This window comes from Acidiferrobacterales bacterium (assembly GCA_028820695.1).
In the GTDB taxonomy this organism is placed as follows: domain Bacteria; phylum Pseudomonadota; class Gammaproteobacteria; order Arenicellales; family JAJDZL01; genus JAJDZL01.
In genome coordinates this window covers 106,584-122,399 of record JAPPIB010000052.1, presented here as the reverse complement: position 1 = coordinate 122,399, position 15,816 = coordinate 106,584, and the positions used below count along the sequence as shown (strand labels likewise).

The 15,816-nt window shown below is 53.0% G+C and carries 12 protein-coding genes; 11 read left to right on the top strand and 1 reads right to left on the bottom strand.

Annotated features, from left to right (window positions below; translation table 11 throughout):
• The first annotated feature begins 253 nt into the window (after positions 1-253).
• The 4 genes from OXI60_10270 to OXI60_10255 all read left to right on the top strand — a co-directional run bounded on the left by OXI60_10270 (position 254) and on the right by OXI60_10255 (position 6,777).
• The gene (locus tag OXI60_10270) at positions 254-1,279 is read left to right on the top strand and encodes a substrate-binding domain-containing protein (GenBank protein ID MDE0310200.1); all 1,026 of its coding nucleotides are present in this window, start codon (positions 254-256) and stop codon (positions 1,277-1,279) included.
• Positions 1,280-1,387: 108 nt separating this feature from the next.
• The gene (locus tag OXI60_10265; protein MDE0310199.1) at positions 1,388-4,714 is read left to right on the top strand and encodes a methylmalonyl-CoA mutase family protein; all 3,327 of its coding nucleotides are present in this window, start codon (positions 1,388-1,390) and stop codon (positions 4,712-4,714) included.
• A gap of 65 nt (positions 4,715-4,779) precedes the next feature.
• Complete coding sequence (locus tag OXI60_10260) at positions 4,780-5,535, top strand: SDR family NAD(P)-dependent oxidoreductase (protein MDE0310198.1); 756 nt, start codon at positions 4,780-4,782, stop codon at positions 5,533-5,535.
• Between the two features lie 57 nt (positions 5,536-5,592).
• Positions 5,593-6,777, top strand: a complete 1,185-nt coding sequence (locus tag OXI60_10255) for an MFS transporter (GenBank protein ID MDE0310197.1) — start codon at positions 5,593-5,595, stop codon at positions 6,775-6,777.
• Between the two features lie 10 nt (positions 6,778-6,787).
• On the opposite strand, the gene OXI60_10250 is transcribed toward OXI60_10255, so the two are convergent.
• On the bottom strand, positions 6,788-7,663 hold the full coding sequence (locus OXI60_10250) for an NAD(P)-dependent oxidoreductase (GenBank protein MDE0310196.1): 876 nt from the start codon (positions 7,661-7,663) through the stop codon (positions 6,788-6,790).
• 313 nt (positions 7,664-7,976) lie between these two features.
• Between OXI60_10250 and tgt the strand changes: the two genes are divergently transcribed.
• The 7 genes from tgt (at position 7,977) to ribB (ending at position 15,805) form a co-directional block, all read left to right on the top strand.
• Positions 7,977-9,062 carry a tRNA guanosine(34) transglycosylase Tgt gene (gene tgt, locus OXI60_10245; GenBank protein ID MDE0310195.1) on the top strand — a complete coding sequence of 362 codons (1,086 nt, stop codon included), beginning with the start codon at positions 7,977-7,979 and terminating at the stop codon, positions 9,060-9,062.
• A gap of 300 nt (positions 9,063-9,362) precedes the next feature.
• Entirely contained in the window at positions 9,363-9,755 is a 393-nt protein-coding gene (gene yajC / locus OXI60_10240; GenBank protein ID MDE0310194.1) for a preprotein translocase subunit YajC, read from the top strand.
• A complete protein-coding gene (secD, locus tag OXI60_10235) occupies positions 9,756-11,645 on the top strand; it encodes a protein translocase subunit SecD (protein MDE0310193.1) in 1,890 nt (629 codons plus the stop codon). It abuts the gene before it with no gap.
• A 12-nt stretch (positions 11,646-11,657) separates the two neighbouring features.
• Positions 11,658-12,644: a protein translocase subunit SecF gene (gene secF / locus OXI60_10230; protein ID MDE0310192.1), complete on the top strand. Its 987-nt coding sequence runs from the start codon at positions 11,658-11,660 to the stop codon at positions 12,642-12,644.
• Positions 12,645-12,756: 112 nt separating this feature from the next.
• The gene (gene ribD / locus OXI60_10225) at positions 12,757-13,860 is read left to right on the top strand and encodes a bifunctional diaminohydroxyphosphoribosylaminopyrimidine deaminase/5-amino-6-(5-phosphoribosylamino)uracil reductase RibD (GenBank protein MDE0310191.1); all 1,104 of its coding nucleotides are present in this window, start codon (positions 12,757-12,759) and stop codon (positions 13,858-13,860) included.
• 30 nt (positions 13,861-13,890) lie between these two features.
• On the top strand, positions 13,891-14,526 hold the full coding sequence (locus OXI60_10220; protein ID MDE0310190.1) for a riboflavin synthase: 636 nt from the start codon (positions 13,891-13,893) through the stop codon (positions 14,524-14,526).
• Positions 14,527-14,656: 130 nt separating this feature from the next.
• A complete protein-coding gene (ribB, locus tag OXI60_10215; GenBank protein ID MDE0310189.1) occupies positions 14,657-15,805 on the top strand; it encodes a 3,4-dihydroxy-2-butanone-4-phosphate synthase in 1,149 nt (382 codons plus the stop codon).
• The last annotated feature ends 11 nt before the right edge of the window (positions 15,806-15,816 follow it).

The following is a 15,816-nucleotide window of genomic DNA, read 5'->3' as shown; positions in this document are numbered from 1 at the left end:
AGGCAACTGTCCGACCATCTATTATCGGGTAGCGCAGATCGTATTACCAGAACCAAATCCAGAACCAAATCGCACCGACCGCATGCGCATTCGATTGTGTCTGTGAGCCGCGGTACACCATCCGAAACCCGAACAACAGCCGCATTCAGGGGACTGATTGGGTTGCTGTAAAATACATACGCACATTTCAAATGACGGTCTTATGGATATTACCAGGCAGTTCAGGCAAGCAGGTTATTGACGCCGCATGTTCATGAACAGATTCGCGAATGAAATTCTGATCGCAGTGGGATTGGCGTGCAGTCTGCTTGCGTCTGTTGGTATGGCTGCAGATCCGATAATCGGATTGGTCACCAAGACTGAGGACAATCCATTTTTTGTGGAAATCAAAGACACTGTACTGCATCACGCAGACGAGCTCGGTATCAAGATTTATACATTTGCAGGCGAATATGATGGTGACTCCGCCAAACAGATTGAAGCGATAGAGACTCTGGTTGATGCCGGTGTTGCAGGTATTCTGATTTCACCTTCAGATCCGGCGGCTCTTGCCGACGCGGTCAGCAAGGCGCGCCAAGCAGGTGTGATTGTCATTGCTATTGATACGCTATTCGAACCAACGCAGCTTGCCGACGCGACGTTTGCCACCGATAACTTCAGGGCCGGTGAGTTGATCGGCATGTGGGCAAAAGCGTATATGGGCAGTGCGGCCAAGAACGCGAACGTCGTAACGCTTGATGGGGCAGGTACGAATGTCACGGTGGACCTGTTACGCAATCAGGGGTTCCTGAGTGGTTTCGGAGTTGGCATTCGGGACCCTGGAACCATGTACGATGAAGATGACGAACGCATCGTTGGCAGCGGTGCGACTTTCGGCTCTGAGGAAGGTGGTCGAAGCGTGATGCAGTCATTACTTCAGAACAATCCGCAAATCGATCTGGTATATGCGATCAATGAGCCGGCTGCAGCCGGAGCCTACGCAGCACTTCAGGAATCGAAGGTGGACGACGATGCGGTAATCGTTTCGATAGACGGTGGTTGTGATGGAGTCAACAAGGTTGCCGATGGTGAACTCAACGCCACGGTGATGCAGTTTCCGCAGCGGATGGCGGTCTACGGCATTGAAGCGGTGGTCAATTTCGTCAAAAATGGCAAGATGCCAGACAACACACCAGGCCTTGACTTTTTCGATACAGGAGTGACTCTTGTCACAGATACACCGGTACCGGGAATTCCGTCAATCACTGCGCAGCAGGCTCTGATGCATTGCTGGGGATAATCCCAGCCTATGGTCGAATTCAGAAGGTCTGAGCCAATCTGATAAAATAGCGGAACAGGCAATTTACCGGCAATCTTTGGTTGTTCCGTCAATGTCGGCGAAGATTTGATGGTGTTCGTCGACCTCAAGGCGGTCAATTACAGCGATGTCAGGACTTTGCGAATTTTGGATTACCGAACAGACAGAATGATGGCGATCTCCGCCGAAAGAATCAGACTCGTTCATGACACCGACGAAACACAGATCCCATTGAGATTTGTGACGGCCACCAGCCTGTTCGATGGTCATGATGCCTCAATCAACGTCATCCGTCGAATCTTGCAGTCTTCGGGTGTTGAGGTTGTTCATCTGGGTCATAACCGTTCGGTCAGGGAAATTGTCTCGACTGCGATCCAGGAGGACGCCGACGGTATTGCGGTCAGCTCATACCAGGGCGGACACATCGAGTTTTTCAAGTACATCATTGATATGCTTGAGGAATGCGGTCGCAGGGACATCAAGGTTTTCGGTGGCGGCGGCGGTGTTATAGTTCCAGATGAGATTCGCGAGCTGCACGATTATGGTGTTGCGCGGATTTACTCTCCCGGCGATGGCCAGAAGTCCGGCCTGCAAGGCATGGTTGACGACATGATCGACCGATGTCGGAGTGATTCAACCATATCCCATCCTTTGACCGCAGACAGCCTGGACTGCGACGATACCAGAGATCTGGCACTGCTGATCAGTGCCATCGAGCGCGGTGATCCACAAGCCATCGCCTATTTGGACGCACACCGCGAGCAGGTGAGCGTGCCGCGGGTTCTCGGTATTACCGGTACAGGCGGATCAGGCAAGTCATCGCTCACCGATGAGCTGGTTCAGAGATTTCGACTGTATTGCGAACCTGACACCAGAATTGCGATTCTTGCAGTAGATCCGACACGAAAAAAGACCGGCGGCGCTTTGCTCGGCGATCGCATCAGGTTGAACGCGATAGACTCCTCGCAGGTATTTGTTCGCTCACTCGCCACCCGTAACGCCGGAGGTGCGATCCCCTCATTTCTGAACGATGTGATCAGGGCATGCTCAATTTGGGGCTTCAATCTGGTCGTCGTCGAAACACCCGGAATTGGCCAGGGTGACTCTTCCGTTGTCCCCTATGTCGACAAAACCGTTTACGTAATGACTCCGGAATTCGGTTCGGCAAGTCAGCTGGAAAAGATAGACATGCTTGATTTTGCCGACTTGGTGGTCATCAACAAGTTCGACGCAAAAGGTGCGCAGGACGCCTATCGGGACGTGTGCAAGCAGGTGCAGCGAAATCAGGCGGCTTTCGATCGGCCAGCGCAGTCGATGCCAGTTTACGGAACAATATCCTCGAGATTCAGCGATGACGGTGTGACCGCTCTTTTTCAGAAGATTGTCAAACTGTTGGATGTGCCGAGAAACAGCGATACATTCCCCGCGGAACTCACATCCAAGGTCTCATCGGACCGGCACAGTATCATTCCTCCGTCTCGAATTGGATATCTGGGTGAAATTGTTGAGACGGTGCGGGATTATCACAAAAAAGTGGAATCGCTTTCGCAACTCGCACGTGAGATTCAACAGTTGCGGGCTTGTGTCCAGATGTTGAGGGAAGCGGACGTCGGCGATCCGTCGGCATTGGCGGGCCTTGCCGACGAACGCGAGCTGTTGCTGGATACCGACGCGGCCGAATTGATCAAGCAATGGCCGCAGCGTGTCGATGCCGTGAGATTCGAGATGTCGCAATCGAATGTCAGGGACGCACCGAAAATGTTTTACGAAACCATTTCGGGTACCAGAATTCCGAAGATTTCCGTGCCGCACTTTCATGACCATGGCGACTTGCTCAGTTGGCTCATGCGGGAAAATCTGCCGGGTAGCTTTCCTTATACGGGTGGGGTATTTTCGTTCAAGCGAAAGGACGAAGATCCGACGCGAATGTTTGCAGGTGAAGGCGGACCGCATAAGACCAACCGACGTTTCAAGTTGCTGTCGGAGCATTCAGCGGCGAAACGACTGTCGACTGCATTTGATTCGGTCTCCCTGTACGGGTTTGACCCGGATGAGCGCCCCGACATCTATGGAAAAGTCGGCAATTCCGGTGTATCAGTCGCGACACTGGACGATATGAAGGTACTATACAGCGACTTTGATCTTTGCAGCCGTCAGACTTCGGTGTCAATGACCATCAATGGTCCGGCTCCGACCTATCTGGCGATGTTGCTCAATACGGCAATCGACCAGCAGGTCGATGCCTTTGAAGCCAAGCATGATCGCAAGCCAGACAGCGACGAGTATGAGTCACTGCGCGCAAACGCACTGAGGAGCGTCCGAGGAACAGTTCAGGCCGATATTCTCAAAGAGGATCAGGGTCAGAACACGTGTATTTTCTCGACAGAATTCAGTCTCAAGGTGATGGGCGATATTCAGGAATATTTCATTGCCAACGAGGTGTGCAATTTCTACTCGGTGTCCATATCCGGATACCACATTGCCGAAGCCGGCGCCAACCCGATCTCTCAACTTGCATTTACTCTTGCCAACGCATTTACCTACGTCGAGATGTATCTTGCGCGAGGGATGCATATTGATGATTTCGCATCGAATCTTTCGTTTTTCTTCTCGAACGGAATGGATGCGGAATACACGGTTATGGGACGGGTGGCACGCAGGATATGGGCGGTGACGATGAAGGAAAAGTATGGTGCGAACGAAAAATCCCGGCGACTGAAATATCACATCCAGACTTCCGGCAGGTCACTCCATGCGCAGGAGATCAATTTCAATGACATCCGAACCACACTGCAGGCACTGATCGCGGTATACGACAACTGTAACAGTCTGCACACAAATGCTTATGACGAGGCGATCACCACGCCAACACAGGAGTCTGTACGAAGGGCGATGGCGATTCAGCTGATCATCAACAAGGAATGGGGTCTGGCTCAGAACGACAATTCCAATCAGGGCAGTTTCATTGTGGAGGAACTTACTGATCTTGTTGAAGAGGCAGTGCTTTGTGAGTTTGAGTCAATATCTCAGCGAGGCGGTGTACTGGGAGCGATGGAGACGGGTTATCAGCGCGGATGCATCCAGGACCAGTCTCTGCATTACGAACGGCTCAAGCACGACGGCACTTTGCCGATTGTCGGTGTCAACATGTTTCAGAATCCTGAGGTGGAGCAACAGCAGGACACCGAATTGGCCCGATCGACTGATCAGGAGAAACGCTCACAGTTGGAACGACTGCATGATTTTCATGAACGCCACCGCGGAGAGTCCGCTGCTGCGATCGCATCATTGCAGGCGGCGGTTGTGGAGAATCGCAATGTTTTCGCCGAACTCATGTCGGCTGTTCGCAGTTGTTCCGTCGGTCAGATCACATCAGCATTGTTTGAGGTGGGAGGCAAATTTCGGCGCAACATGTAGCACCGCGCCCAAACATTTGCCTTCAATTGCCGACATCGCCCCATCCGTTCGAAGAACTTACCGTCTTGCAGTCATTATTTGACCTTCGTGGACAGGTGGTCGCGGTTGCTGGTGCGGCAGGCGCGTTCGGGTCGGTTGTTGCGCGGGAACTTGTCCGACAGGGCTGCAAGGTTGCCATTTTTGACAAAAACGATGATGGCTTGCAGCAACTTGCTTCTGAATTCAGCTCCGACAGCGTATTTTCCGAGGTGTTTGATGTTCGGCACGAAGCCGCATGCCAGTCGGCACTGCAGAGTACATCTGAAAGATGGGAGCGACTGGATGGACTGATCAATTGTGTGGGTCTGTTCGAGATCATTCCCGCGACTGATATGCCGGAAAAAGTCTTTTCGCGCATTGTCGAGACCAATCTGAACGCGGCATTCCTGATGTGTCGGCACGCGGCAAGGATCATGATTCCGCAAGGCTGCGGGCGCATCATCAATATCGCGTCAGTATCCGACAGCATTTCGAATCCGGGTTATGCGGCCTATGCCGCCAGCAAGGCTGCGCTGACACATCTGACCCGGGTTCTTGCGGTGGAGTGGGCCGGGTACACCATTACAGTCAATGCCATCAGCCCCGCGATGTGCGATACCCAGCTGACCCATTCTTTCCTGGACCAAGGCGACAATCGCAAAAATGCCGAGTCCAGAATCCCGCTGGGGCGGCTGTTTGAACCTGACGACATACTCGGTACAGTTGTATTGCTGCTGTCTCGATCCGGCGCATTCATCACAGGCCAGGCAATTCATATTGATGGCGGACGAACCCTCTCATAACTTTTTCACCTGCCGATAGGCGAACCTATGAGCGTTTCCGAACAAGTAATGCCAAGAATGCGACTGAATGTTGCAATATTGTCTGCCTGTCAGGCGTGTATGTTCACGACCAATTCGACCCTGATCGTGTCTGCAGCGCTGATTGGTGTCATGCTGGCGCCTGATCCCATGATGGGGACAGTGCCGGTTGCGATTCTGTTTCTATTCGGAATGACTTTCGCCATGCCGGCGTCGCTGCTGATGAAACGAGTGGGACGAAGAAACGGTTTCATGATTGGTCTTTTGTCTGGAATTACCGGTGCGATAGTCTCCAGCTTCGCAATCATTTCTCACAGTTTCTGGATATTTTCAGCTGGTATTGCATTATTCGGAGTGGCCAATGCCTTTGGTGCGTTCTACCGTTTCGCAGCAGCAGATGTATCGACCGAATCGTATCGAAGTCGAGCGATTTCGTACGTCTTGGCGGGGAGTGTTGTTGCGGCATTCATCGGACCGAATATGACGAATCTGACCAAGGATGCGTTCAGCGACGCCGTGTTCGCTGGCTCCTACATGGCCCTGGCCGCGGTCTATCTTTTGTCCTTTACGTTGGTGTCCTTTCTCAAAGTGCCTGTTACCGACGCCGAAACGAAAAAGACAGAAGGACGACCGTTGCGCGAGATCATTGTGCAACCGGTCTTTATCCTGGCGGTTGTCAGTGCGACAGTCGGTTACGGTGTCATGAATCTGTTGATGACCTCCACCCCGTTGGCGATGGAGGTCAGGGGCATAGAGTTCAGCTATACGGTGCAGGTCATACAGTGGCACATATTCGCAATGTTTGCGCCCTCTTTTTTCACCGGCCATCTGGTACGAAGGTTTGGGGATCTGAACATAATCTTTTCCGGCCTGGTGGCGTTGGTCGCATGCGTGGGCATCGTCTACATAATCGGTGATTCGTTCATTGGCTTTTGCCTTTCGCTGGTATCGTTAGGCGTCGGTTGGAATTTCACCTTTCTTGGTGCGACAACACTGCTGACCAAAACCTACAGACCGAGTGAGAAAGCCATTGTTCAGGGATTCAATGACTTGTGTGTGTTTTCGACTGTCACGCTGACCGCCTTGATGTCTGGAGTGCTCCATCATCTTTGGGGTTGGTATGTGTTGAGCAGCGGAGCCCTGGTGCCCATCGTCTTGGTCGCGATTCTTGTGGTGTGGGTGCGACGTAAGGGACACTATCCCTTACCGGAAGCTGAAGCCTGAATTTCGGGCGTCAATACAGCCTGAACAGTGCGCTGTGATCCAAGTCACCGTCTCCGCGTTGAATCAGATTGCTGTATAGGTCCCGGCAAAGTGATGTGGACGGCAGTTGTGTGTGATTGGCCTGAGCGAATTCAAGGGCTTGTACCAGATCCTTGTGTTGCGTCCTGACCTTCCCGCCAGGTGCATAGCCTCCATCGATCATTCTTCGGCCGTGCAACTGCAATATCCGAGAATCCGCGAATCCTCCGCCGAGCGCCTGCCAGACGCGATCAAGGTCGGCACCGCCATCGCGGGCGAGCGCGAAAGCCTCAGCGACCGCTCCGATTGTCAGACCGACGATAATCTGGTTTGCGGCCTTGGCGATCTGTCCGGTCCCGACATCGCCGACATGTACCACCCGACTTCCCAATACATCGAAAATCGCGCGGGTGCGCTGCATATCCGCTTCACAAGCCCCTACCATGATTGACAGCTGTGAGTTGATCGCACCAATTTCTCCACCCGATACCGGAGCATCGACATAGCGGATTCCGACTGTGTCGAGGCGCTGTGCGAACTGTCTGGTCGCAGTAACCTCGGTAGTTCCCATATCAATCACGGTGCAGTCGGAGTTTTGTGATTCGATGACACCGTTTTCCCCGAACAGTACGTCACGGACAGCCTCAGTATCGGAAACCATGCATATGACAAATTGCGAACATCCAGCTTGAGCCGGCGAATTTGCCGCCTCGAAACCCTCACTCACCAATTCGTCGACTGAAGAGCGACTGCGATTGAACACAGTGACCCGGGCACCTGCTTTTTTCAGATTGCGTGCCATCGGCTTCCCCATGAGTCCGAGACCGACAAATCCGATATTGACTGAATTCAGAGGTTTCATTGGTATCTCCTCATTATTGTCTGGAAAGTTATTGCCAAATGACCAAATGGACTTCTACGCCGCGCAGTCCGATTCAATGACCCATGTTTGCCACCCGATCGGGAATATTCCAATTTACAGGCTTCTTTCCACATGGTCGAAGTGTTCCAATTATGGCTCTTCCCGAATTGTCGCGGGTCGAGCCTGCTTTGGGAACTCGACCGGCATATGCCCTCATTGCCCCAAAATATTGTAAATCCCGCTTATGACAAGTGACAATTAGGAATTCAATTACGGATATATTTTCTATCCATAAGGGAATTGTAGGAAGTTATTTGTCATGAGGTTCACACAATCTGCCCGGCACGGAAATGCACGTCGAGGCCGGCTCGAATTGAATCATGGTGTTGTTGAGACACCGGTTTTCATGCCAGTCGGTACATTCGGCGCGGTCAAGACGATCGAGCCTCGCGATCTGGAATCGTTGGATACACGGATCGTGCTCGGCAACACATTCCATCTCATGCTGAGGCCGGGAGCGGATGTGATTGGGCTGCATGGGGGGCTGCATCGCTTTATGGGCTGGAACCGGCCGATTCTGACTGATTCCGGTGGTTTTCAGGTATTCAGCCTGGCGAAATTGCGTCGCATGGATGAATCAGGCGTCCTGTTCCGCTCACCATTCGACGGCAGTGAGGTATTTCTCGGACCGGAGGAGTCCATCCAGATGCAGAGAGTCTTGAATTCCGACATTGCCATGATCTTCGACGACTGCACTCCATATCCGGCGACCGAAGCCGAAGCGCGTTTCTCAATGGAACGATCGCTGATCTGGGCCGAGCGGTCGAAGCGGGCTTTCGAGGGATCGGACAACGCGCTTTTCGGGATTATCCAAGGTGGCATGTATCCGCAACTTCGGGAACAGTCTCTGAAGGGCCTGCTTGAAATCGGCTTTGATGGATATGCAGTTGGCGGACTGTCGGTCGGCGAGCCCAAGCGTCAGATGTATGAGATGTTGGATGTGGTTGCACCACAGATGCCTGCGGATCGTCCCAGATATCTGATGGGAGTCGGTACGCCTGAGGACATCGTGTATGGAGTGAAGTGCGGAATTGATATGTTTGATTGCGTGTTGCCTACGAGAAACGCACGCAACGGGTGGCTGTATACGTCTGGCGGTGTCGTCAAGATTCGAAACAAGAAATATCGCGACGACTTGCGCCCGGTTGATGAGAATTGCGGTTGTCCATGCTGTAAAAAATTCACCCGCTCGTATCTGCGTCACCTGTATCGAGTCAATGAGCCTTTGTGCGCGAGGCTGTGCACTTTGCACAATCTGCAATATTTTCTTGATCTGATGGAACGGATTCGACTGGCGATTGAGCAGCAGACCTTTGGTCAGCTGTGTCTCGAATTTGCGGTGTGATTATCGAATGGCGGGTGGCGGCTTCCATCATTATCCCCAGTCGCGGCATGGCACCTCTGACGGCAAGGTACAGGGTCTCATTCAGCCCAATTTCGGCCATTATGCGATGCAATCTGACATCATAGGTGTAGTATATTTTTATTGCGCATGACCCAAGTCATGCGTCGGCATCGCTTTGTCGCATACGAGCCGGCCAACAGCATGAATCCTCAAAAAATTTCCTTGCGGTTGTTCGGACTCAAAGCGATTTATGGTAACATTGTCCGATTGAACAAAATCACACATCATTGGTGAAAATTTATGGATTTCTTTATTTCCAGTGCACTGGCGCAATCAGGGGAATCGGCAGGTGGCGGCTTCGTCAGCCTGATTCCGTTGGTACTGATATTCGTATTGTTCTATTTCTTGCTGATCCGGCCTCAGCAGAAGAAAACAAAACAGCACAAAGAGATGATCGGAGCGCTTGAGGTGGGAGATGAGGTTGCTACCAGCGGCGGGTTGATGGGCCGAATCGTCCAGGTTGAGGAATATTCGGTATTCTTGAACGTCGCGCCGAATGTCGATGTAAAGGTACAGCGCGTAGCGATAGCCCAGTTGCTTCCGCCGAGCGCCCCTCCCCAAGAGGAAGCGCCGAAAAAGAAGAAAAAGAAGAAAAAGTCATCTGATTCCACTGATATAGCAGAATCAGAATAGATGAACCAGAATCCCTGGTGGCGGTATCTGTTGATTGGGGCTGTACTGCTACCCGGTTTTTTTTACGCCTTTCCTAATCTGTTTGGAGATGATCCGGGCGTGCAGATTCGCGCCGCTCGGACGACTGCAGTCACTCCGTTCATCTTGGACCGGGTGGAGCAGGTTCTGTCGCGCGAGGAAATCACACCGCTTGGAATCATCGCTGATGAGAAGGGCGTACGCGTTCGCTTCGACGACACCGAGACACAGATCAGGGCGAGGGATGCGTTACAGGACTCTTTGGGCAATCAGTACACAATAGCATTGACACTGGTACCGTCCTCGCCGGCATGGATGAACGCCCTGGGTGCGGCACCGATGTATCTCGGGCTTGATCTTCGCGGCGGAGTGCATTTCCTGATGGAAGTCGATTTGGACAGTGCGGTCTCGAGGGCGGAGGAACGCTACGTCGATACACTGCGCAGAACGCTTCGCGAGGCGAAGGTGCGCTACGCGTATGTTCGTCTTGATGAGCAGGCAGGTGGTGTTCAGGTGAAGTTCCGAGACGCCGGTCAGCGCGATCAGGCGGTCGACGTCATTGATGATGAGCTGCCTGAACTCGTTGTGAACGAGTTTGAACAGGATGGAGAGCCGTATCTTTCCGTCAGCCTGAGCGAGACTGAAATCGAAGAGCTCAAAGGGTTCGCACTGGAGCAGAACATGGTGGCTCTGCGAAACCGGATTGACGAACTTGGTGTGGCCGAACCGGTCGTCCAGCGTCAGGGCGACGCTCGAATTGTGATCCAGCTGCCCGGGGTACAGGATACTGCGCGCGCCAAGCGGATTCTGGGACGCACCGCCACACTCGAAATTCGGATGGTCGATGAGGAACACGATCTATCGTCCGCATTGGAGGGGGCTGTGCCTCCGGGTTCAAGGTTATATAACTTGAGGGATGGCAACCCAATCCTGTTGAAGAAATCGCTGGTCTATTCTGGAGACAACATTGTCGATGCAGCCGCGAGTCTTGATACCCTGTCGGGCGGACCGATTGTCAGCATCACCCTGGATTCACGCGGTGCAGCGATCAATCAACGTGTTACCGGCGAGAATATCGGCAAACGGATGGGTGTTGTCTATGTCGAATCCCGCTCCGAGACCAAGCGTGATGAGGCCGGCAATGCGGTTTTGGATGAGCAGGGAAACCCAGTACGCGTCAAGACACTTCTTGAGGAAGTGATTACAGCACCGGTTATCCGCGATCAGCTCGGAAGAAGATTTCAGATCGAAGGACTCGACAGTGTCACTGAAGCCAGGGATCTGGCCTTGCTGCTCAGGGCAGGCGCGCTTGCCGCACCGGTCGATATCATCGAGGAGCGAACTGTCGGTCCGAGCCTGGGGCAGGAGAATATTCTGCAGGGATTGCAATCGGTACTGATCGGCTTCGTGCTGGTTCTGATTTTCATGGTCGTCTATTATCGTATGTTCGGTCTTGTTGCGAATCTCGCCTTGGCTTTGAATCTTGTACTGATCGTTGCAGTCCTGTCGGCACTGCAGGCAACGCTTACATTGCCGGGTGTTGCGGGAATTGTGCTGACCGTCGGTATTGCGGTCGACGCCAACGTGCTCATCTTTGAGCGGATCAGAGAGGAGTTGAGAAATCGCAATTCTCCTCAAGCAAGTATTCAGGCCGGTTATGAGAAAGCGTTTTCCACGATCGTTGACGCAAACATCACCACCCTGATCGCAGCCATTGTGCTGTTCAACTTCGGAACCGGACCGATCAAGGGATTTGCGGTTACTTTGAGTATTGGTATCGTTACGTCGATGTTTACGGCGATTCTGGGAACGCGGACGGTGATCAACCTGATATACGGCGGCCGGCGGCGGGTAACCGGTTTGGCGATATAGGAAATCTTAACGATGGAATTTCTAAAAAAAGACCTGAAAATCGATTTTCTCGGCCATCGCCGCGTGGCTGCGATTTTGTCGACTGTGCTGATTGTCGCCGGATTGGCTTCCATCTTCGTCCAGGGTATCAATTGGGGGTTGGACTTTACCGGTGGAACCTTGGTTGAAGTCCGATATGGTGAACAGGTCAGTGTTGATGAAGTGCGCCTCCAACTTGCGCAAAGCGACATCCCTGATACAACTGTCCAGTATTTCGGCACCAGCCAGGACGTGATGATTCGGCTGCCGTCCAAGAATGTGGAGGGTACAGCAGCTGAACTGAGCACGCGCATTGTCGAGGCACTCCGTGCACCTTATGGAGAGACGTTGACAGAGTCCACTACGGGTGGTCTGCAAAACTGCCGGCAAGCTGGCAATTCAGTCGGGGAGTGTTTTGTCCAGATGCGTCGAGTGGAGTTCGTGGGTCCGAAAGTCGGTGAGGAGCTGACAGAGCAGGGCGGTCTGGCAATGCTGTATGCCCTGATCGGTATTCTGATCTATGTCGCCTGGCGCTTTGAGTGGCGCTTTGCAATTGGCTCCGTGGTTGCGTTGGTGCATGATGTATTCATTACGATTGGCATGTTCTCGATTTTTCAGATTGAGTTCACGCTGGCAGTCTTGGCGGCAGTTCTGGCAGTGATCGGTTACTCGCTGAACGACACGATTGTGGTTTTCGATCGTATCCGGGAAAACTTCCGCCGAAGTCGTCAGGGAACATCGGTCGAAATCATGAATCGGTCAATCAACCAGACGCTTCGCCGAACAATATTGACGTCATTTACAACGTTGCTTGTGGTGGTGACACTGTTGGTGTTCGGTGGCGAGGTGATTCGCGGATTCTCATTCGCCTTGCTGATCGGTGTCATCGTGGGTACCTATTCATCGATTTTCATTGCGAGCCCAGCCGTACTTGCGCTGAACATCACGCGCGAGGACATGGCGATCACTGAGGAAACATGATTCTGAGAGGAACTGCGGTCAGCCTGCACCGCAATGTCCGGTGATGCCAGGTGATTCCTGTCCGGGGCGATATATCACAGAACTTCAATGATGGGTTGAACGGTGACGGGTGATGTCTGAATTTTCAAGTGCGGATCATCACTTTATGGAGCGTGCCCTCCAATTGGCGATGGAACCGGTTTCGGCCCCACATCCAAATCCCAGGGTAGGCTGTGTTGTCGTTCAGGGTGATCAGATAGTCGGAGAGGGTTTTCACAGCCAGGCCGGACTCGCTCACGCGGAGATCAACGCCCTGGATGCCTGTGGCGGCTGCGCCGAAGATGGTGTGATGTATGTCACGCTTGAGCCCTGCAACGTGAAAGGCAGAACGCCGCCATGCGTCGACAGGGTGATTCAGTCAGGAGTCAGAAGAGTCGTCGTATGCTCGCAGGACCCCAACCCGGCGGTCAGCGGCAGAGGCATCCGCATGCTTCGGGACGCCAGCATTGTCACTGAGGTTGGGATCAAGGAGGACGCGGCACGGAAACTCAACCGAGGATTCTTCGCCCGGCATGAACGCGGCAGGGCCTGGACTGTCGTGAAGGTCGCCTCCACGCTTGATGGTCGGATTGCGACGTCGACTGGAGAAAGTGAATGGATTACCGGTGAGGCTTCCCGTCAGGATGTGCAGCGGCTGCGAGCACAGGCCAGTGCAATTCTTACGGGAGTCGGCACCGTCCAGAAAGACAATCCACGTTTGAATTGCAGGGCGAGCGGACGAAGCCGAAGTCCAACCCGGATCATTGTTGACAGTAACCTTCGGACGTCGCCAGATTCGAGATTGTTTGAGGTTGAGGGGGATGTAATCATCGCCGCGAAACCCACAGCGGTCTCGGAAAACAGATCGAAACTCGAGGGGCTGGCACGTATCGTTGAATTGCCATCGGGCCGCGGCGGTGTGGATTGCACGAAATTATTGGAATATTTGACAAGATGCGAATTCAACGAGATATTGGTGGAAGCCGGGCCGAATCTGGTGGGAACTCTGTTCGCAGAACGCCTGGTGGATGAAGTGATCGTCTATATGGCACCGTCCTTGATCGGGGACGAAGGAAAGGGAATTGCTGCGCTTGGTGAACTGCGCCAACTGACTGAACGAGTCCAGGCTCAGTTTACGCAAGTCAGACGTATCGGTGAAGACCTCAAGATCACGCTCGAAGTGAAACACTCGGTGTAACCGGATTGGTTCAAATCTCTTGGTACGAAGATGTTTACAGGAATTGTCGAGTCTGTTGGTGAGATCAAGAAAATTGATCGATCGGAACAAGGCGTAGGTTTCTCAATCGAGACCAACCTGGACAGGCCAAAAAAACTGAAAATCGGCGACAGTGTTGCAGTCGGCGGAGCATGCTTGACGGTGACGGCTCGGCACGGGAGCGAGATTGACGTATTCGTATCGAACCGCTCACTGAGCGATACCCGGTTTTCCGATCTTCAGGTGGGTGAAAGCGTCAATATCGAGACCGCGTTGACGCTGAACGATCCGTTGGGAGGACATCTTGTCACCGGTCATGTTGACGGGCTTGCAAAGTGTATCGGACACACCTTTTCAGGCGCGTCCGTGCTGCTTGAGTTCAGTGTTGATCGACAACTGAAAATCAATCAGTTCATTGTCCCCCAGGGTTCAATATCTCTTGATGGCGTGAGCCTGACAGTCAAGGATGTTGCAGACAAGAAAGGCGTATCGGAATTTGCGGTCAATATCATTCCTCATACGCTTGAGATGACAACACTGAAAGGTGTTGCTGCAGGCGACTTTGTACATGTCGAAGTTGACATGCTCGCCCGATATGCCGGGCGGATTACCGATTACCTTGCGGTGATGCGAGGTGATCCCCGGTAAGGATTGATTCCGCATCTGCGTTTCAAGTTCCGCTGCCGGTCCGCTTGCAGTCATCGAATCCAGCACGGGAAGGAATTTTCTGGCGGGAAGAGTTCTATAATCGTGCACACTCATCCACTTAGGGAAAAACATGAATAACGCAGCCGAGCCGATCCCGTTTCCCGGCAAAGGTGTCACCGGAATCAGTTCTATCGAGTCAATCCTGCGGGATTTCCGCCAAGGCAGGATGGTCATTCTGGTTGACGATGAGTCACGTGAGAATGAAGGTGATCTTCTGATCGCAGCAGAACATGTCACTTCTGACCATATCAACTTCATGGCTACACATGGGCGGGGATTGATATGCCTCTCGCTATCCGAACAGCGATGTCGGCAACTTAACCTGTCTCCGATGGTCCGGGAAAATACCTCGCCATATTCCACTGCGTTCACAGTTTCCATAGAAGCGGCCCGAAATGTATCAACCGGAATCTCCGCTGCCGATCGCGCCACCACTGTACAGGCGGCGGTGCATCCGGATGCGTCTCCATCAGACATCGTCACACCCGGACACATTTTCCCGATCATTGCAGAACCCGGCGGCGTTCTCACCCGGGCCGGCCATACCGAAGCTGGTAGTGATCTGGCCAAGTTGAGTGGTCTGGAACCTGCGAGCGTCCTGTGTGAGATCCTCAATCCCGATGGCACCATGGCGCGGTTGAATCAGCTTATCGAGTTCGGCGAGGAGCATGGAATCAGGATTGGAACCATTGCCGACCTGATTCGCTATCGGCTTGAGACCGAATCCACGATCAGCCGCGAACATGAATCCGAGTTGATGACTGAGTTTGGCGAGGTGAGAGCGATCTCGTACAAGGATGAGGTGCGTGGTAACACCCATCTGGCACTTGTATGCGGACAGATCAGCCCGGACGTGCCCGCGATGCTGCGTGTCCATGTGTTTACCGGGATGAACGAGGTGTTGGATGCGATAACTTCCGGTGGTCATTCCTGGTCGGTGCGCAGAGCGCTTCGCAGTATCGTTGAATCTGGTTCAGGGGCGATAATCATCTTGAACTATCAGCAGGAATTCGGAGAGATTACCGAAAACATTCAGGAACGACAACAAGAGTCGGAAGATGCCGGTGGCAACAGCGATATCAGAATAATCGGAGTGGGCAGTCAGATCGCTGCCGATCTCGGCTTCGGAAAACTCCGGGTACTGGGGCATCCTCTGAAATTGCATGGACTTTCTGGATTCGGCCTGCAGATTGTTGAGTATCTTCCACCTGCGGGTTGAGGGTTTTGCAC